The sequence below is a fragment of the Kitasatospora sp. NPDC023385 genome (genome assembly GCF_055664045.1).
The window spans coordinates 1-18,719 of sequence record NZ_JBVOOL010000009.1 but is presented as its reverse complement, the minus strand read 5'-3'; the positions used below and the strand labels follow the sequence as shown (position 1 = coordinate 18,719).

The following is an 18,719-nucleotide window of genomic DNA, read 5'->3' as shown; positions in this document are numbered from 1 at the left end:
GCGGGGGCGGGGGCGGGGCGAGTCAGCCCCGGGCGGCTCCGAGCAGCGCCTGGACGGTGCGGGAGGGGCTGGGGCGGCCGAGGCGCTCGGCCATCCAACCGCTGGTCGCGACCAGCGCGCGCAGGTCGACGCCGGTGCGGATGCCGAGCCCGTGCAGCATCCAGACCAGGTCCTCGGTGGCCAGGTTGCCGGTGGCGCTCTTCGCGTACGGGCAGCCGCCGAGACCGCCCGCCGAGGCGTCCACGGTGATGACGCCCTCGCGCAGCGCCGCCAGGGTGTTGCTGAGCGCCTGGCCGTAGGTGTCGTGGAAGTGCACGGCGAGCCGGTCGGCGGGCACCCCGGCCCGGGCGAAACCGGCCAGCAGGGCGCCGACCTGGCCCGGGGTGGCCACGCCGATGGTGTCGCCGAGGCTCAGTTCCGAGCAGCCCATCTCCAGCAGCTGGGCGCCGTACCGGACCACCTGCGGGACGGGCACGGGCCCCTCCCACGGGTCGCCGAAGCACATCGAGAGGTAGCCGCGGACCGCGACGCCCGCTTCGGCGGCCCGCGTCACGACCGGGCGGAACATCTCCATGGCCTCGTCCGCCGAGCGGTTGAGGTTGCGGCGGGCGAAGGTCTCGGTGGCGCTGGCGAACACCGCGATGTCGGTGGCGTGGTGGGCGAGCGCGCGGTCCAGGCCGCGCTCGTTGGGCACCAGCACCGGCAGCCGCAGACCGGGGTGGCGCCCCGGCAGGTCGGCGAGCCGGGGCATCAGGTCCTCGGCGTCGGCCAGCTGGGGCACCCATTTCGGGTGAACGAAACTGGTGGCCTCGACGGTGCGCAGGCCGGCCGACGCGAGCCGGGCGATGAACTCGGCCTTGACCTCGACCGGCACCAGGGAGCTCTCGTTCTGCAGCCCGTCGCGCGGTCCGACCTCGTGGATCCGGACCTCCTCGGGCAGGCCGGGGGCGCGGACGGGGTCCGGCAGGCCCAGGTCGAGGGCGTCGGGTTCGCGGGCGGCGGCGGTCATGACCGCACCTCCGCGGGCTCGGCGGGGACGGGCCGGTCGGCGGCAGGCCCGGCCGGGGCGCCCTCGACCGCGGCGGAGCCGGGCGCGGCCTCCTCGACCGGGGCGACCACGACCAGCAGGTCCTCCATCGCGACGGTGGCGCCCGCGGTGACCCGCAGTTCGGCCACCACGCCGTCGTGCGGCGCGGCGATCACGTGTTCCATCTTCATGGCCTCCAGCACGAGCAGGGGCTGGCCCTTGCGGACGGTCTCCCCGGCCGTGGTCTTGACGACGGTGACGGTGCCGGGCATCGGGGCGGTCAGGCCGCCGTGGTGCGCGCCGGCCCCGGCGGCGCTCTCGACGGCGGGGTCGTAGCCGTGCAGCGGCCAGGCGTCGCCCTCGACGCCGAGCCAGGTCACCGGGCCGGCGGCGAGGCCGGGAGTGGTGTCGGTGGCCAGCGAGAACGCGGTCTGCAGGCCGTCGACGGTCAGGTGCAGCCGGTCGCCCGCCAGGGTCGCGCGGGCGCGGTGCACCGGCCCGGCGTCGAGCCGGAGTTCGACCTCGCGGGTGAGCTCGGCGGAATTGTCAGTGGCATCGGCTACGTTGCCGGCAGTGATCGAACGGATGCGCACCGAGACCGGATCCTGGCCGGGGGTACGGAGTCGGTGGGTCGTCCAGGCGGGCGTGCCGCCGAGGCGCCAGCCGGAGGGAAGGGAGAACGGGTCGGTCCAGCCGCCGGGTTCGGCGGCCGGGGTGAGTCCCAGGTGCCGTGCCAGTGCGGCCGCGTAGTAGAGGAGGTGCGTGGGCGACGGCGGTTCGGCCGGCGCGGCGTCGGTTCCGTTCCCGGGGTGGGCGGGCGTCGCGGCCTCGGCCGGGGCGGTCGCGTTGGTGGGTGAGTACGGCGCGGTGAGCAGGGCCGGCTGCTGCTGGGCCGTCTGCTCCACCAGGCCGGTGTCCAAGCGGCCGGCGACGACCTCGGGATGTGCGAGGAGTCGGCGCAGGAAGCCGGTGTTGGTGGTGACGCCCAGGATGCGGGTGTCGGCCAGCGCGGCGCGGAGCCGGCGCAGCGCGGTCGGGCGGTCGGGCCCGTACGCGATGACCTTGGCGAGCATGGGGTCGTAGGCGCTGGTGACGACGGTCCCCGGGGCCACCCCGGAGTCGACGCGGATGCCCTCGCCCCGGGGCTCGTCCAGGGTGAGGATGCGGCCGCCGGTGGGCAGGAAGTCCCGTTCCGGGTCCTCGGCGCAGATGCGGGCCTCGATGGCGTGGCCCAGGAAGGAGATGTCGGGCTGGGTGAAGGTGAGCGGTTCACCGGCGGCGACGCGAAGCTGCCACTCGACCAGGTCGAGCCGGGCCGCGTCGGCGCCGACGGCGACGGCGAGTTCGGTGACGGGGTGTTCCACCTGGAGACGGGTGTTCATCTCCATGAAAAAGAAGTCCCGCACCCCCTCTGCGGCGGAGGCGGGGGCGTCCGGGTCGATGCCGGGAACGATGAATTCCACGGTGCCGGCCCCGGTGTAGCCGCAGGACTCCGCGGCGCGGACGGCCGCGGCGCCCATCGCGGCGCGGGTCTCGGCATTGAGGAGAACGGAGGGAGCCTCTTCGATCAGTTTCTGGTGGCGGCGCTGGAGGCTGCACTCGCGCTCGCCGAGGTGGACGGTGGTGCCGTGGGCGTCGGCCAGCACCTGCACCTCGATGTGGCGCGGCCGGTCGATCCAGCGCTCCAGCAGCAGGGTGTCGTCGCCGAAGGCGGTCCGGGCGACGCGGCGGGCGGCGGCGATCTCGGTGGGCAGGTCGGCCCGGTCCCGCACGAGGCGCATGCCCTTGCCGCCGCCGCCGGCGGACGGCTTGAGCAGCACGGGGTAGCCGATCTCGTCGGCGGCGGCGACGAGGTCCTCGTCGGTGGGCGCGGTGGCCTGGCTGCCGGGGACCACCGGGACGCCGGCGGCCCGCACGGCCTCCTTGGCGTTGATCTTGTCACCCATCAGCTCGACCGCACCGGGAGGTGGTCCGATGAAGACGAGGCCCGCGTCGGCGCAGGCGCGGGCGAAGCCGGGGTTCTCGGCGAGGAAGCCGTAGCCGGGGTGGACGGCCTGGGCGCCGGTGCGGCGGGCGGCGGCGAGGATCTGGTCGGTCCGCAGATAGGTCTCGGCCGCCGAGCTGTCGCTGCGGTCGGCTGGGCCGAGCCGGACCGCGACGTCGGCCTCGCGGACGTGCGGCGCGTCGGCGTCCGCGTCGCTGAACACGGCGACCGAGCGGACACCGAGCCGCCGCAGGGTGCGGATCACCCGGAGGGCGATCTCACCGCGGTTGGCGACCAGAACTGTGTCGAACATGGGAGGCGTTCCTCCGGGTCGAGGGGAGCCGTACGAAGGAGGTGGTGGTGGGCGGTCGGGGCACCGGCCCGGGGCCGGACCGGTGTCTGACCGGCGCCGCGGGAGTCACACCCGGAAGGGAGGGGTCACGGACGCGGGGCCGGCGAGCAGAGGTGACGAACTGGGCTGACGAGCAGGGCGGACGAGGGGCGCCATCACATGCGGAAGACGCCGTACGGAGCGGGCGGTGCCAGCGGGGCGTTGGCGCAGGCGGTGAGCGCGAGGCCGACCACGGTGCGGGTGTCCATCGGGTCGATCACGCCGTCGTCCCAGAGCCGGGCGGTGGCGTAGTAGGCGCTGCCCTGGCGCTCGTACTGCTCGCGGACGGGGCGCTTGAACTCCTCCTCCGCCTCGGTCGGCCACTGATCGCCGTGCGCCTCCAGCTGGTCGCGGCGGACGGTGGCGAGGACGGAGGCCGCCTGCTCGCCGCCCATCACGGAGATCTTGGAGCCCGGCCACATCCACAGGAAGCGAGGTGAGTAGGCCCGGCCGCACATCGAGTAGTTGCCGGCTCCGTACGAACCGCCGACCACCACGGTCAGCTTCGGGACGCGGGTGCAGGCGACGGCGTTGACCATCTTGGCGCCGTGCTTGGCGATGCCGCCCGCCTCGTACTGCCGGCCGACCATGAACCCGGTGATGTTCTGCAGGAAAAGGAGGGGGATGCCGCGCTGGTCGCACAGTTCGATGAAGTGGGCGCCCTTGAGGGCCGACTCGGAGAACAGGACGCCGTTGTTGGCGACGATGCCGACGGGGTGGCCGTGGATCCGGGCGAACCCGGTGACCAGGGTCGCGCCGTACTCGGCCTTGAACTCGGCGAAGCGGCTGCCGTCCACCAGCCGGGCGATCACCTCGCGCACGTCGTAGGGCGTGCGCGGGTCGACCGGGACGGCCCCGTACAGGCCCGCCGGGTCCACGGCCGGCGGCTCGACCGGGGCGAGTGGCCAGGGCCTGGCCGCGCGCGGGCCGAGCCCGGCGACGATCGTGCGGACGATCGAGAGGGCGTGGGCGTCGTCCTCGGCCAGGTGGTCCGTCACGCCGGAGGTGCGGGAGTGCAGCTCGCCGCCGCCCAGCTCCTCGGCGGTGACCACCTCGCCGGTGGCGGCCTTCACCAGCGGCGGGCCGCCCAGGAAGATCGTGCCCTGGTTGCGGACGATCACGGCCTGGTCGCTCATCGCCGGGACGTACGCGCCGCCGGCCGTGCACGAGCCGAGCACCGCGGCGATCTGCGGGATGCCCGCGGCGGAGAGCCGGGCCTGGTTGTAGAAGATCCGGCCGAAGTGGTCGCGATCCGGGAAGACCTCGTCCTGCATCGGGAGGAAGGCGCCGCCGGAGTCCACCAGGTAGACACAGGGCAGCCGGTTCTCCAGCGCGACCTCCTGGGCGCGCAGGTGCTTCTTCACGGTCATCGGGTAGTAGGTGCCGCCCTTGACGGTGGCGTCGTTGGCGACCACCACCACCTCGCGTCCGGCGACCCGGCCGATGCCGGCGATCACCCCGGCCGCGGGCGCCGCCCCGTCGTACATCCCGTCGGCGGCCAGCGGGGCCAGCTCCAGGAAGGGCGAGGCCGGGTCGAGCAGGGTGTCCACCCGGTCGCGGGGGAGGAGCTTGCCGCGGGAGGTGTGCCGGGCGCGGGCTTTGGCACCTCCGCCCAGCGAGGCCGCGTCGAGCTTCGCGCGCAGTTCGGCGACCAGGGCCTGGTGCGCCTCGGTGTTGGCGCGGTAGGCCGCGGAGCCCGGGTCGACGGAGGTGCCGAGCCGGGGCGCGGGTGCGGCGGCTCCGGGCGGAACGGCACCCGGCGCCGCCGCAGTGCCGTTCGCGGTGACGAACTGGACGCCGGTGGGTGCACCGGCGGTGGAGATGACCATTTCCAAGAGCTCCCTTGCCCTCGGCACCGAGTGGGCGGCCGGGTGTGGTGCGCCCATGGAATCCCACGTTAATTAACGTTAACTTACGCCGCCCAGGTTAACGGCCGATAACCCCACTGTCTACGATGGGCAGCATGCCGAACGTCCCCGCAACCTCCGCGCTCCCACGCCGCGACCAGATCCGCCGGGAGGCCGCGCGGCTGTTCGCCGCCCGGGGCTTCCTCGGCGTGGGCGTGGACGAGATCGGCAAGGCCGTCGGCATCAGCGGCCCCGGGCTCTACCGCCACTTCGCAGGCAAGGACGCGATGCTCGCCGACCTGCTGATCGGCATCAGCGAGCGCCTGCTGGAGGAAGGGCGCCGCCGGGCGGCCGGTGGCGACGGTCCGGCCGCCGCCCTCGACGCGCTCATCGGCGGCCACGTCGACTTCGCCCTGAACGACCGGGACCTGATCACCCTGCACGACCGCGAGCTGCTGAACCTCAAGGAGGAGGACCGCCGCACCGTCCGCCGGCTCCAGCGCGGCTACGTCGAGCTGTGGGTGGACGTGGTCCGGCAGGCCTATCCGCCGCTCGCCGCCCCCGCTGCCGAGCCGGTCGCACGGGCCGCCGTGCACGCCGTCTTCGGCCTGATCAACTCGACCCCGCACAGCCTCGGCTCGAATCCCGGCCAGGGCGAGCGCCCCGGGGGTGGCCGCGCCGGGGGCGAGCGCTCTGGGGGCGAGCGTTCCGGCCACGCTGAGCGCTCGGGTCTTCAGCGCGACGGTATGGCCGCACTGCTGCACACCCTCGCCCACGGTGCGTTCGCGGCTGCTGCGGATGCGGCCCCAGCGGGCTCGGTGCCAGCGGGCTCGGCCACGGCGGACTTGGCGTCGACGGACGTCTGACTCGGCTGCCCCGGTCGGGAGGCCTAGGCCCAAAGGAGGGCGGCCGTCCACCCCCGGTCGCTGGGCGTTCGACGGGACGTCGGCGACCCTGGATGCGGCGGGGGTCGACGGCGGTCGCGCGGGTCGCGTACGCGTTCGATCGGGAATCACCGCAGGCCGCAGGCTGTTGGTGAGTCCGCCGGACCGGACGATCCGGGCTGCCCGGCCCGCCTCCCACCCATCCGGGGCGGAAACGCCGTGGCGACCACCCGACGAAATGGTTAGCATCCCTAAATATGCCTGAGACTCACGGATCCACGGTGGAGCAATCCCCGAGCGGCTCATCGGCCCCCGGCTCGACTCCGGAGGCCCCCGTCGGCAGCCCGCACACCGCCGATGCGGGCCCCGCGAGCGCGGCGAACGGGAGCCCCGCGAACACGGGCGCCGACGGCGAGCCCGCCGAGCCCGCCGGCTGGTTGCGCCGTCTGGTCGGCTACAGCTGGCAGTCCCGTCGAAGCCTGCTGTTCGCGTTCGGCGCCTCACTGCTCGGCATGGCCGTCACCGCGCTGGTGCCGCTGGTCACGAAGGTGATCATCGACGACGTCATCGTCTCCCACACCCGTTCGCTGGTGCCCTGGGCGGTGGTGCTGCTGCTCGGCGCCGTCGTGGTGTTCGGTTGCACCCAGATCCGCCGCTACTACGGCGGCCAGCTCGCCCTCGACGTCCAGCACGACATGCGCAGCGACCTGTTCCGCTCGCTCGGCCGGCTCGACGGCCACCGCCAGGACCGGCTGGACACCGGTCAGGTGGTCGGGCGCGCGACCTCCGACCTCCAGCTGGTGAACGGCCTGCTGTCGATGCTGCCGATGATGACCGGCTACCTGCTGATGTTCGTCATGTCGGTGGCCGTGATGGTCTGGCTGTCCCCGCCGCTCACCCTGGTCGCCCTGGTCATGGCCCCCGCCCTGTGGTGGGTCTCGGTGCTCAGCCGCAAGCGCCTGTTCCCCGCCACCTGGGCCGCCCAGCAGGAGGCGGCCGCCGTCGCGGGTGTGGTGGACGGCGCGATCGGCGGCGTCCGGGTCGTCAAGGGCTTCGGCCAGGAGGCCCAGGAACTGGACAAGCTGGAGCGGGCCTCCCACAATCTCTTCGCCGCCCGGCTCAGGTCGATCCGGCTCAACGCCCGCTACAACCCGGCGATGCAGGCGATACCGGCCCTCGCCCAGGTCGCCGTGCTGGCCTTCGGCGGCTGGCTGGCGGTCGACGGCCGGGTCTCGCTCGGCACCTTCGTCGCCTTCTCCACCTACGTCGCGCAGATGACCGGCCCGGTGCGGATGCTGACCATGGTCATCACGGTCGGCCAGCAGGCCCGGGCAGGCGTGGAACGCGTGCTGCAGCTGATCGACGAGCGCCCGCTGGTCCAGGAACGTCCGGACGCGCGCACTCTCGATCTCGACCTGGCCCGCGCTGGCGGAATTGAAGCTGTCGGCACCGGACCTGCAGCCACCGAACCTGCCGGCGCCTCGCCCGTCAGCAAGGCTGAAGGCACCACCGCGCACACCACTACCGCGCACACCCCCACCGCCCCCGTCGGTCCCCGTACCACCGACGTCGCCCTGGAGTTCGACCGGGTCGAGTTCCGCTACGACCCCGAGCACCCGGCCCCCGTCCTGCACGGCCTCAGTCTGAAGCTGGCCCCCGGCGAGACCCTCGCCCTGGTCGGCGCCTCCGGCTCCGGCAAGTCGACGGTGGCGCAACTGGTGCCCCGCTTCTACGATCCGGCCGCCGGCGCCGTCCGCCTCTACGGCCACGACCTGCGCGACCTCACGCTGGACTCGGTCCGCGCGGCGGTCGGCATCGTTCCCGAGGAGAGTTTCCTCTTCTCCGAGTCGGTCCGCACCAACATCGCGTACGGCCGCCCGGACGCCACGGACGAGCAGATCGTCGCCGCCGCGCGCGCCGCCCAGGCCGACGAGTTCGTCCGTGCCCTCCCGGACGGCTACGAGACCAGGGTCGGCGAGCAGGGCCTGACCCTCTCCGGCGGGCAGCGCCAGCGCATCGCGCTGGCCCGGGCGATCCTCACCGACCCCCGGATCCTGCTGCTGGACGACGCCACCTCGGCGGTGGACCCGCAGATCGAGGCGGAGATCCACGACGCACTGCGCTCGGTGATGACCGGCCGCACCACGCTGCTGATCGCCCACCGCCGTTCGACCCTCCAGCTCGCGGACCGGATCGCCGTCCTGGAGCGCGGCCGTCTGCTGGACATCGGTACCCACGAGGAACTCGAGGCCCGATGTCCGCAGTACCGGGCACTGATCACCGACCCCGAGGCAGGACGCACCGCCGGGCACCCGGCACTCGGTACGCCGACCGACGCGGCGGAACCGCTGACCGATTCACTGACCGATTCACTGACCCAATCGCCGGCCGAATCGTCGGCCGGAACACCGTCCGACGAGCAGGCGCCGGCGTCCACAACCGCCGCCGCAGCCCCCACCACCCCCGACCTCCCCACCCCCGCCCTGGTGAAGGCCGCCGGTTCCGCCGATCCCGACCTTCTGGCCAAGGTGGCGGCCCTGCCGCCCGCCACCGACCACCCGGCCGTCCCCCGCGCCGAGGCCGAGGCCGGAGACCCCGACTTCTCCCTGGGCCGCCTGCTGCGCCCGTTCCGCACCCCGCTGCTGATCGCCCTCCTGTTGGTCGCGTTGGACGCGGGGTCCGGTCTGGTCCTGCCGGTGCTGATCCGGCACGGCATCGACGAGGGCGTCCGCAAGGGTCTGATGTCCGGTGTCGCGGTGGCCTCGCTCACCGCGCTGCTCGTGGTCCTGCTGGACTGGGTGGTGCAGAGTGCCGAGAACCGGGTCAGCGGCCGTACCGGAGAACGCGTCCTCTACACGCTCCGGCTCAAGATCTTCGCCCACCTCAACCGGCTCGGCCTGGACTACTACGAGCGCGAGCTGACCGGCCGGATCATGACCCGGATGACCACCGACCTGGACTCCCTGACGTCCTTCCTGCAGACCGGCATGGTCACCGCCGTGGTCAGCCTGCTCACGTTCGCCGGAATCTTCGCCGCGCTGCTGATCATCGACGCCGGTCTGGCCCTGGTGGTCTTCGCCGTCCTGCCGCTGCTGGTGATCGCCACCCTGGTGTTCCGCCGCAAGTCCCGGGACCAGTACGAGCGTTCCCGCGACCTGATCAGTGCCGTCAACGCCGACCTGCAGGAGAACGTGGCCGGCATGCGGATCGTCCAGGCCTTCCGCCGGCTGGACACCAACACCGACCGCTTCGTGGCGCGCGGCATCGCCTACCGGCAGGCCCGGGTCCGGGCGCAGCTGTACATCTCGCTGTACTTCCCGTTCGTCCAGTTCCTCTCCAGCGTGGCCGCCGCGCTGGTGCTGATCGTCGGCGCGGCCCGGGTCGACGCCGGGACGCTGACGGTCGGCGCGCTGGTCGCGTACCTGCTCTACATCGACCTGTTCTTCGCGCCGGTCAACCAGCTGTCCCAGGTCTTCGACGGATACCAGCAGGCCTCCGTGGGCCTCGGCCGGATCCGTGAGCTGCTGCGCACCCCGACCACCACGGCGGAGGCGGCCGATCCGGTCCCGGTGTCCAAGGGGCTGCGCGGCGAGATCAGCTTCGAGGGGGTCGGCTTCGCCTACAACGGCGGCGCGGACGGCGCCCCCACCGTGCTGACCGGGGTGGACCTGCACATCCCGGCCGGGCAGACGGTGGCGCTGGTCGGCGAGACCGGTGCCGGCAAGTCGACGCTGGTGAAGCTGGTCGCCCGGTTCTACGACGCGACCGAGGGCACCGTCCGGGTGGACGGGGTCGACCTCACCCGCTACGACCTCGCGCAGTACCGCCACCGCCTGGGTGTGGTGCCGCAGGAGGCGTACCTGTTCGCGGGCACGGTCCGCGAGGCGATCGCGTACGGCCGGCCGGGCGCCTCGGCGGCCGAGGTCGAGGCGGCGGCCCGGTCGGTCGGCGCGCACGACATGATCGTCCGGCTGTCCGGCGGCTACGACCACGAGGTGGCAGGCCGCGGCCGCAACCTCTCGGCGGGCCAGCGCCAGCTCATCGCGCTGGCCCGGGCCGAGCTGGTCGACCCGGACATCCTGCTGCTCGACGAGGCCACTGCCGCGCTCGACCTGGCCACCGAGGCGGCGGTCAACCGGGCTGCGGACCGGCTCAGCGGCGGCCGCACCACCCTCGTCATCGCCCACCGCCTGACCACCGCCGAGCGCGCCGACCGGGTGATCGTGCTGGACCACGGACAGGTGGTCGAGGACGGCACCCACACCGAACTGCTCGCCCGCGGCGGGACGTACGCCCGGCTCTGGCAGGCGTTCATCGCGGACGGCCACCCGGCGGTCGACGCCGTCCCCGCCGGGCAGTCCGCCGGGTAAGCCGCCGCCGGGTCGGGCGCCGTCGCGCGGCGCCCGTCAGGCGGCGATCAGCGAGGACAGCAGGCCCGACGGGTCGATCCCGCGCGGCAGGTCGCTGACCTGGCCGTCCCCGACCTCGACCACCCGCCAGCCGGAGCCGTCGGCCCGGCTGGCGAGGTCGGTGGTGACGAAGCGGCAGCCGAGGGTCCGGACCAGCGCCCGGACGTCGGTGAGGTCGGGCTCGACCGCCTGGTGCGGGGCGTCCGGGTGCGGCCCGACCAGGATCGGCTGACCGTCCAGCCACCACACCCGCCCCTCCACGGCCCGCCCGCCCGCTCCGCGCGCGTCGCCGTCAGCACCGTCAGCACCGACGGCGCCACCAACACCGTCAGGGCCGTCCGGGTCCTCCGCACCGCCGCCCGCACGCTCGAACTCCTCGTACCGCCGCAGCACGACCCCGCCGGCCAGGAACTCGCCCTGCAGCTCGACGAACCGCTCCACCACCCGCCCGACGGCCGCGAGATCGGCCAACTCGGGTACGTAGCAGGCCTCGTACCACTCGTGCTTGCGCGACTTCACGTAGTCCTTGACGATCGCCGGCCCGCTCCCGCCGAGCCGGACCACGGCCGCCGCCAGCTCCTCCGGCCGGGGGGCCAGCGGCCCGTCGGACGGGATCCACGCGCTGGCCGGGGTCGCGCCCTCGAACACGCCGTACCAGCCGGGCAGTTCGTGTGCCGTCGCGTAGCCGGGCGCGCTGGTGAGCAGATTGCCGCCGCGAACGGCGAGCGCGGCGGCGAACTCGGCGTACCGGGCGGAGGGCAGCATCCAACCCCGGTACCAGAGGGGGCCGCCGTCCTGCGGCACCCGCCGCACCGCCTCCTCGGCCTGCCCCGCGAGCAGCGCGTCGTGGTCGACCAGGTGGTGCTCGCCGCCCAACTCCCGCAGCAGCCGGGCCTCCCAGGCGAAGTGCGGGTCGGGTCGGCGCGGGTTGAGCGGATCGGCGGGGAAGATGATCGCGGGTACGGACATGGCCGTCAGGGTACGGCCCACGGGCAGCTCCCGAGCCCGCGAATCCCGGCCCAAGGCCCGCGAGTCCCCGGCCCAGGGCCCGCGAATCCCAGCCCAGTACCCACGAATGCCGGAGCGGCGCCGCGAACCGCGAATCCCCGGCCGGTGCCGGGCCATCGTGACCAATCCACTCGACGCCCCGGGCGGTCGCTGCGAGAGTGATCCGATGCGAAATCTGCTGCGCCCTCGCAAGCGCGTACCCCGACAGGCCGCCCGCACGGTGGTCCTGGACGGCAACGGTTCGGTGTTCCTGCTCCGTTCGGACAACGACGAGATCGGCGTCCACTGGACCATGCCGGGCGGCGGACTGGAACCGGGCGAGACCCCGTGGGACGGCGCCCGGCGCGAGTTGTGGGAGGAGACCGGCTGGACCGACCTCGAACCGGGCCCGCTGCTCTGCACCTGGGAACACGACTTCACCTGGCACGGCACCCCGGTCCGCCAGCACGAGCACATCTACCTCACCGGCGGACCGCACCGCGGCCCGGTCGGCGACGTCAGCGCGGTGCACGCCGTGGACCGGATCCTCGACTGGCGCTGGTGGACCCCGGCCGACCTCGCCGACGAGAACGCCGACGCGCTCTGGCCGCCCCGACTGCCGGAGCTGCTGGACGCCGTCCGCGAGGACTGGGCGGTCGACGGGCGTCCACCGGTACCCGTCGACCTCGGGTTCATCCCGAACGCCCCGGCCGTCCGTTAGCCATCGTTCGTTAGCCGCCGGCCACTGCCCGCCGATCCCCGCCGGCCTCCCGGGAGGCGCTTCCGGGAGACGCCCCGCGGACCGGCTACGGGCGTCCGGCGCGCCGGCCCCGCCCGGTCGGGCAGAGCTCCCAGCCGTGCAGTTCCAGTTCCCGGTCGTGCAGCGCGCTGGGATTCATCAGCACCGTCAGCCGGGTGCCGGCGAGCTGCTCGAAACCGAGCCCGGTCGCGGACAGGAGCAGCTCGGTGGAGACCGAGACGGCGATGGCGGGGCGCCAGGACGGCAGTACCACCAGGCTGGTGCCCCGCCCGACCCGGACCGGCTGGGCCACGACCCGGACCGGCGTGCGCTCCTCCGGCCGTCCGACGGCGTCGGGCTGGCCGGGGCTGCCGCCGATCAGGATGCCGAGCGGAGGTTCGGCTCGGGAACCGCCGGCGCCAGGGGCGGGCATGGCGGAGTCGGCCGCGAACGGCACCTGACCCGCCATCGTTCCCGCCGGGCCGACACCCGCCATCGTTCCCCCCGCGTCGGCGGATCCGCCCGCCCGGAGGGTGGTGGCCCGCATGCCCACCCCGGTCGGGCCGGTCGCGGCCGTCTCCCGTGCGGTCGCCTCCTGCCCGGTCGGTGCGGCCTGCGGGTGCATCCGGCGCAGTCGGCGTGAGGGCGACGGCCGCCGGAAGCCCTGGGATCCCAGGGACCGCAGCTCTTCGCGCACCGGAAGCGGCGCCGGTACGGACGGTCCGTCCTCCGACGGCTGGACGATCGTCTGGAACCGGACGAAGCCGGGCACTCCCGCACCGTCCCCAGCCGCCTCGACCGGCCGGACCGCCTCGGCCGATCGGACCAGCTTGGCCGACCGGTCCGATGGGGCCGACTCGCCGAGCAGCGCCAGGACCTCCGCGACCGGCCGGCGGCACGCGTTCGCCAATTCGGCGATCGAACGGCCCTGGGCGCGTGCGGCCCGCAGCCGCTCGGCGAAGGCCGCCCGCAGCCGCGCCGCGGTCGGATCGCCGTCCGCGGCCGGTGTTTCGACTGGATCCGACGTTGCGGCGGAAGCTGAAGCCGAGGCCGAAGCGGAAGCCGAAGCCGAAGCCGAAGCCGAAGCGGACGCCGCATTCGCATCCGAGCCCGAGCCCGGGGCCACCGCGGGGAGGGCATGCGGCTCCGCGTCGTCCCGGCCGCGCGGTTGCGGCACCGAGTCGTGGCGGATCACGCCGTCGGAGGACCCGGGCGCGGCCGATCCCGCCTCGGCGGCGGTCGCGATCGAGCACATCCGGACGGCCGCGGCCGTCCGCCCGGGTGCGGTCGGCGGGGGCGAGGACCCGGCCCTGTCCCCGGGCGGGCCGGGTAGGGACGGGTCGGTCGTTGCGGGGTGGAGCGAGGTCATCGGCGGGCCCTTCGGGGGACGGTCCCGACGATCCTGCCGCACCGCGCGACCAGCTCCAAGCGTCGAACCCGGCGGTGTGCGCGAGACCACCGCGCGAGCGGTACGCCGGTACTACGCGCGCGGTACGCGGGTACCACGCGAGCACCGCGCAACCGCGGTGCGAGCGCCGGGAGATTCGCCGGTCACATTGCCAGTCACATTGCCGGTCACACCGCCGTCGCTTCCCGTCCCCGCTCCCTGCCGGGTGTGCCGGGTCAACTGCCGGGCGCGACGAATCCCTTGAGGTCGGCGAGCACCGCGTTCGCTGCCATGACCCCCAGCCCGAGGAACCAGGTCTCGTCCGAAACCGGCCGGGCCTGACCGGACTTGACCGCACCGAGCGTCTTCCAGAGCGCACCGCCCAGCACCGCGTCCTGGTTGGTCGAGCTGGGGCTGCCGTACACGCCGTAGAAGACCCAGTCGGCGTCGGCCTTGTCGATCTGCTCCGGGCTGATCTCCACCGCGAGTTCCTTGACCCGCTCGATCTCGGGCTGCGGCAGCGGGACGTCGGTGAGGATGGTGCCGACGAAGGAGAGTTCGGCGTAGAGCCGGGTCCGGCCCGGCATGAAGCGCAGCGGCGTGATGGTGGGCCGCTTGTCGCCGAGCTTGGCGCCGATCGCGGTGGCCGCCGCCTGGTACGCGTCCAACTGCGCCCGGGCCTCGGCCTCCAGGCCGAAGGTGCTCGCGTTGAGCAGGAAGTTCTGCTTCCAGGGGTAGCCGGGGCGCAGCGCGAAGACGGTCGGCGCGATCTTGGACAGCTGCGCGTACTGGTCCTGGGCACGCAACTGACTGCCGAGGATCAGGTCCGGCTTGAGCGCCGCGATCGCCTCCAGGTTGAGGCTGTTGATGGTGCCGACGGCGGCCGGGCTGCCGGCCTTGTCCTTGAGGTAGGACGGCATGGACTTGGAAGCGTCGGTGTGGACGACGCCGACCGGCTGGATGCCGAGCGAGACGACGTTGTCGAGCTCGCCGGTGTCCAGCACCACGACCCGGGTGGGCTTGGCCGGGATGGCGGTCGCGCCCATCGCGTGCCGGACGGTGCGCGGGTAGACGCCGGGGGCGGCGTCGGTGCCGAAGCCCTTCATCTTCTCGATCACGCCGGCGTAGTCGTCGCCGCCCTGCTTGACCGACTTCTGGTCGGGCGTGGAGCCGCCGCCCGGGGCCGAGCCGCCACTGCTGCCTGACCCGCCGGAGCCGCCCGAACTGTCTGACCCGCCGGCGCTGCCGCAGGAGGTGAGCAGCCCGCCGAGGCCGAGCGCCGCGCCGCCGGCGATCCCGGCGGTGAGGAGCCTGCGGCGGCTGGGGGTGCGGGGGGTGAGGGCCAGGCCGTCGGAGGTGGGGGCCACGCGACGCTCCTTCGTGGGTCGGGTGTAAGCGAACTTAGGTGAGGCAAACCTATCTTGCCGTCGACCGATGTCCTCGCCCAGGGCAGGAGGAAACCCCGGCCGTCGCCGCAAAGCCCGCAGACCACCTTCATTCCGGCGGCCGGACATTTCCGCGTTCGCGCCGGAGAACTGACGCTACGCTTGGGCGCATGAAGTGCTTCGTGGGCCTGTGCTGGTGGCCGTCCTAGGACGGCCACCAGCACACGCCTGGCCAGGGCCGTCCGGGATGGACGGCCCTGTCGCATTTCCCAGCTCATGCGGGACGGGCCCCTCGCCCCGGACGGCCGCCACCACCCGCCGTACCGAGGAGAAACCCGTGACCGCCGAGACCATCACCGCTGCCGCCGCTGCCACTCCCGCCGCCGCTGCCACCCCCGCCACGACTGCCGTCGCGGCCACCGCCGCCGCCCTTTCGTCAGCCCTCATCGACGATCCGGCCACCCACCGGGTCCTCACCGGGGACCGCCCCACCGGCCCACTCCACCTCGGCCACTACTTCGGCACCCTGCGCAACCGCGTCCGCCTGCAGGACCAGGGCGTCGAGATGTTCGTCGTGGTCGCCGACTACCAGGTCATCACCGACCGCGACCTCGCCGACCGGCTCGCCGAGCACACCGAGAACCTCGTCCTCGACTACCTCGCGGCCGGCCTCGACCCCGAGCGGGCCACGATCTTCGCGCACAGCGCCGTCCCCGCCCTCAACCAGCTGCTGCTGCCCTTCCTCAGCCTGGTCAGCGTCGCCGAACTGAGCCGCAACCCCACCGTCAAGGACGAGATCGCCCACTCCCGCCAGTCCGCCGTCAGCGGACTGATGTTCACCTACCCCGTCCACCAGGCCGCCGACATCCTGTTCTGCAAGGCCGACCTCGTCCCGGTCGGCCAAGACCAGCTGCCCCACCTCGAAGTCGCCCGCATCGTCGCCCGCCGCTTCAACGAGCGCTACCCGCACGCCGACGGCAGCGCCGTCTTCCCTCACCCGCAGGCCCTGCTCTCGGACGCCCCGATGCTGCTCGGCACCGACGGCGGCAAGATGAGCAAGAGCCGGGGCAACTCCGTCCCCCTGGGCGCCACCGAGGACGAGACCGCCACGATCATCCGCGGCGCCAGGACGGACGCCGACCGCCGCATCGGCTACGACCCGGCCAACCGCCCCGAGGTCGCCGCCCTCGTCCTGCTCGCCGCGCTCTGCCAGGACCGCGCCCCCGAGGCCGTCGCCGAGGAGATCGGTGACCGCGGGGCCGCCGCGCTCAAGCGCACCGTCACCGAGTCCGTCAACGAGTACCTCCGCCCGATGCGCGCCCGCCGCGCCGACCTCGCCGCCGACCGCGGCCACCTGCGGCAGGTGCTGCGGGACGGAGCGGAGCGCGCCAACGCGGTCGCCGACGCCACCCTCGCCGAAGTCCGGGAGGTGATGGGGGCGATCTGAAGAGCGCTCACCCGCCGTGCCGGGCCTGAGCCCGCGGCCCTCGGCTTGATCCTCCGCCCCGGCTTGACTCCCCCGCCCTGGCTCGCGCCGCAGGCCGACGGACACCGGTCCGCAGACATCGGCGGGTTGGCGCGGGGGCATATCGTCACGGGCGGCCGCGACCACACCGCGGCCGCCCGAGACCCCTCTCCTGCGCCCGAAAGGCGGCCCGGCCCATGGACCAGCACCCGACCACTTCCGGCCAGGGGCTGACCCGCCCGTCGCACCTGCGCCCCGGCGACCACATCGTCGTCGTCGCCACCAGCGGCCCGGTCGAAACCGAACGCCTCACCACCGGCTGCGCGATCCTCCGCTCCTGGGGCCTGCGCGTCACCGTCGCCCCGCACGCCCGCGACACCCATCCCGCGCTCGGCTACCTGGCCGGCACCGACGCCGACCGTGCCGCCGACCTCCAGTCCGCCTGGCTCGACCCCACCGTCGACGCCGTCATCAGCGCCCGCGGCGGCTACGGCGTGCACCGCATGGTCGACCTGCTCGACTGGACGGCGATGAGCACCGCCCGGCCCAAGCCCTTCATCGGCTTCAGCGACGTCAGCTCCCTGCACGAGGCCTTCGCCCAGCGCCTCGGCCTCGCCACCCTGTACGGCCCGTTGGCCGCCGGCGCCTCCTTCGTCTCCGACGGCCCCACCGCCGAGCACCTGCGCCGCACCCTCTTCGAGCCGGCCGCCACCACCGTCCTCACCTCGGCCACGGCCGGCCCGCTCGTCCCCGGCCGGGCCCGGGGCGTCACAGCCGGAGGCTGCGTCCACGTCCTCGCCGCCGAGCGCGGCACACCCGCCGCCCGGCCCTCGTACGCGGGCAGCATCCTGGTGCTCGAGGACGTGAACGAGCACCCGTACCAGCTGGACCGCCTCCTCACCCAGTTCCTGCGCTCCGGAGCCCTCGACGGCGTGGCCGGCATAGCCCTCGGTTCCTGGGAGGGCTGCGGACGGCCCGAACGGGTCCGCGACGTGATGCTCGACCGGCTCGGCGGGCTCGGCGTGCCGGTGCTCTGGGAGCTGGGCTTCGGCCACTGCCCGTCCACCCTCACCGTCCCGCTCGGCGTCCCCGCCCTGCTCGACGCCGACGCCGGCACGCTCACCCTGGACGGGCCGGCCCTCGCCGAGCGCTCGGAGAGTCAAGAGCCCGCTGAGTAAGGTGCGGCCATGAACGAGGACCGCCTCACCGCCCTTGCCCTCGGCTTCCTCCACGGCCCGGGCAGCAACGCCCGTACGATCCTCGGACTTGCCGGCCCGCCCGGCGCCGGCAAGTCCACTCTGGCCCGCCACCTGGTCGCCGAGGTCGAGCGCACCGAGGGGCCTGGCACCGCCGCCTACGTCCCGCTCGACGGGTTCCACCTCTCCGCCACCCAGCTCGACCGCCTCGGACTGACCCACCGCAAAGGCGCCCCCGCCACCTTCGACGCCCACGGCTACGTCGCCCTCCTGCGCCGCATCGCCGCCGACCGGTTCCAGGACATCTACGTCCCGGACTTCGACCGGACCCTGGACGAACCGGTCGCCGCCCGCCATGTGGTGCGCCCGCACACCCGCCTCGTCATCACCGAGGGCAACTACCTCGTCTCCTCCGACACCCCTTGGCCGGACGCCCGCCGCCTGCTGCGCGAGCTCTGGTACGTGGACACCGACGACACCGTCCGCGAGGAGCGCCTCCTCAGCCGCCACCGAGCCAGCGGCCGCGACGAGGCCACCGCCCGCCACTGGGTCACCGGCAACGACCACCCCAACGGCGAGTACGTGAAGCGCGGCCGTGCGCTCTGCACCCGGACCGTCTCCGGGAGCGGTTTGCCTCCGGCGTCGGACAGGGGTAGTGTTTCCTAGTCGCTCGGCAGGGAGCACCGGACACGCATCTGCGCGGACGGTCCCGGAGCGGCCAATCCTCTGAAACACCATTTCCCAGGTTCGGGCTGGGTCGCGTCGGCATTTTCGATTCGCGGCTCGGTGCTTATTCGGCGTGGGCGTTTTATCGGATTGCGGCTGGATTCGCCTTTCGAGGCGGGGATCGGCTAGAGTTTGAAACGTCGGACAGGGCGTCAAGGCCCGGAAGGCACCGGCGAGTTGGATGAACGAAGCCCCGGAAACGGAGCGGAAAACATCTGATAAGCTGGGAACACGAAAGAACGAAGCCCGGAGGTTCCGCTGGAAGGCGGTCCGAAGGAAGCGTCCGTTCCTT

At 73.6% G+C, this 18,719-nt stretch carries 12 protein-coding genes; 6 read left to right on the top strand and 6 right to left on the bottom strand.

The window, feature by feature from the left end; genetic code table 11:
- Nucleotides 1–22 precede the first annotated feature (22 nt).
- The 3 genes from AC0B61_RS16105 to AC0B61_RS16095 all read right to left on the bottom strand — a co-directional run bounded on the left by AC0B61_RS16105 (nt 23) and on the right by AC0B61_RS16095 (nt 5,231).
- Nucleotides 23–1,009 carry a hydroxymethylglutaryl-CoA lyase gene (locus AC0B61_RS16105; RefSeq protein ID WP_471741298.1) on the bottom strand — a complete coding sequence of 329 codons (987 nt, stop codon included), beginning with the start codon at nt 1,007–1,009 and terminating at the stop codon, nt 23–25.
- Nucleotides 1,006–3,324, bottom strand: coding sequence for an acetyl/propionyl/methylcrotonyl-CoA carboxylase subunit alpha (locus AC0B61_RS16100; RefSeq protein ID WP_471741297.1), 2,319 nt, complete (start codon nt 3,322–3,324; stop codon nt 1,006–1,008). The genes AC0B61_RS16105 and AC0B61_RS16100 overlap by 4 nt, the downstream gene beginning before the upstream one ends.
- A gap of 194 nt (nt 3,325–3,518) precedes the next feature.
- Nucleotides 3,519–5,231, bottom strand: a complete 1,713-nt coding sequence (locus tag AC0B61_RS16095) for a carboxyl transferase domain-containing protein (protein WP_471741296.1) — start codon at nt 5,229–5,231, stop codon at nt 3,519–3,521.
- A gap of 134 nt (nt 5,232–5,365) precedes the next feature.
- Here AC0B61_RS16095 and AC0B61_RS16090 point away from each other — a divergent pair, with 134 nt between their 5' ends.
- The gene (locus tag AC0B61_RS16090) at nt 5,366–6,115 is read left to right on the top strand and encodes a TetR/AcrR family transcriptional regulator (protein WP_471741295.1); all 750 of its coding nucleotides are present in this window, start codon (nt 5,366–5,368) and stop codon (nt 6,113–6,115) included.
- Nucleotides 6,116–6,390: 275 nt separating this feature from the next.
- Nucleotides 6,391–10,503 carry an ABC transporter ATP-binding protein gene (locus AC0B61_RS16085; RefSeq protein ID WP_471741294.1) on the top strand — a complete coding sequence of 1,371 codons (4,113 nt, stop codon included), beginning with the start codon at nt 6,391–6,393 and terminating at the stop codon, nt 10,501–10,503.
- A gap of 36 nt (nt 10,504–10,539) precedes the next feature.
- Here AC0B61_RS16085 and AC0B61_RS16080 read toward each other — a convergent pair whose 3' ends face one another.
- Nucleotides 10,540–11,511, bottom strand: a complete 972-nt coding sequence (locus tag AC0B61_RS16080) for an ATP-grasp domain-containing protein (RefSeq protein WP_471741293.1) — start codon at nt 11,509–11,511, stop codon at nt 10,540–10,542.
- Nucleotides 11,512–11,716: 205 nt separating this feature from the next.
- Between AC0B61_RS16080 and AC0B61_RS16075 the strand changes: the two genes are divergently transcribed.
- The gene (locus AC0B61_RS16075; RefSeq protein ID WP_471741292.1) at nt 11,717–12,250 is read left to right on the top strand and encodes an NUDIX hydrolase; all 534 of its coding nucleotides are present in this window, start codon (nt 11,717–11,719) and stop codon (nt 12,248–12,250) included.
- A gap of 85 nt (nt 12,251–12,335) precedes the next feature.
- Here the strand turns inward: AC0B61_RS16075 and AC0B61_RS16070 are convergent, their stop codons facing one another.
- Entirely contained in the window at nt 12,336–13,178 is an 843-nt protein-coding gene (locus tag AC0B61_RS16070; RefSeq protein ID WP_471741291.1) for a hypothetical protein, read from the bottom strand.
- Between the two features lie 713 nt (nt 13,179–13,891).
- Nucleotides 13,892–15,022, bottom strand: coding sequence for an ABC transporter substrate-binding protein (locus tag AC0B61_RS16065; RefSeq protein ID WP_471741290.1), 1,131 nt, complete (start codon nt 15,020–15,022; stop codon nt 13,892–13,894).
- A 355-nt stretch (nt 15,023–15,377) separates the two neighbouring features.
- On the opposite strand from AC0B61_RS16065, the gene trpS reads away from it, so the two are divergent.
- The 3 genes from trpS (at nt 15,378) to AC0B61_RS16050 (ending at nt 18,367) form a co-directional block, all read left to right on the top strand.
- Complete coding sequence (gene trpS / locus AC0B61_RS16060; RefSeq protein ID WP_471741289.1) at nt 15,378–16,487, top strand: tryptophan--tRNA ligase; 1,110 nt, start codon at nt 15,378–15,380, stop codon at nt 16,485–16,487.
- Between the two features lie 215 nt (nt 16,488–16,702).
- Nucleotides 16,703–17,683 carry a S66 peptidase family protein gene (locus AC0B61_RS16055; RefSeq protein ID WP_471741288.1) on the top strand — a complete coding sequence of 327 codons (981 nt, stop codon included), beginning with the start codon at nt 16,703–16,705 and terminating at the stop codon, nt 17,681–17,683.
- A gap of 9 nt (nt 17,684–17,692) precedes the next feature.
- A complete protein-coding gene (locus AC0B61_RS16050; protein WP_471741287.1) occupies nt 17,693–18,367 on the top strand; it encodes a nucleoside/nucleotide kinase family protein in 675 nt (224 codons plus the stop codon).
- Nucleotides 18,368–18,719: the final 352 nt, after the last annotated feature.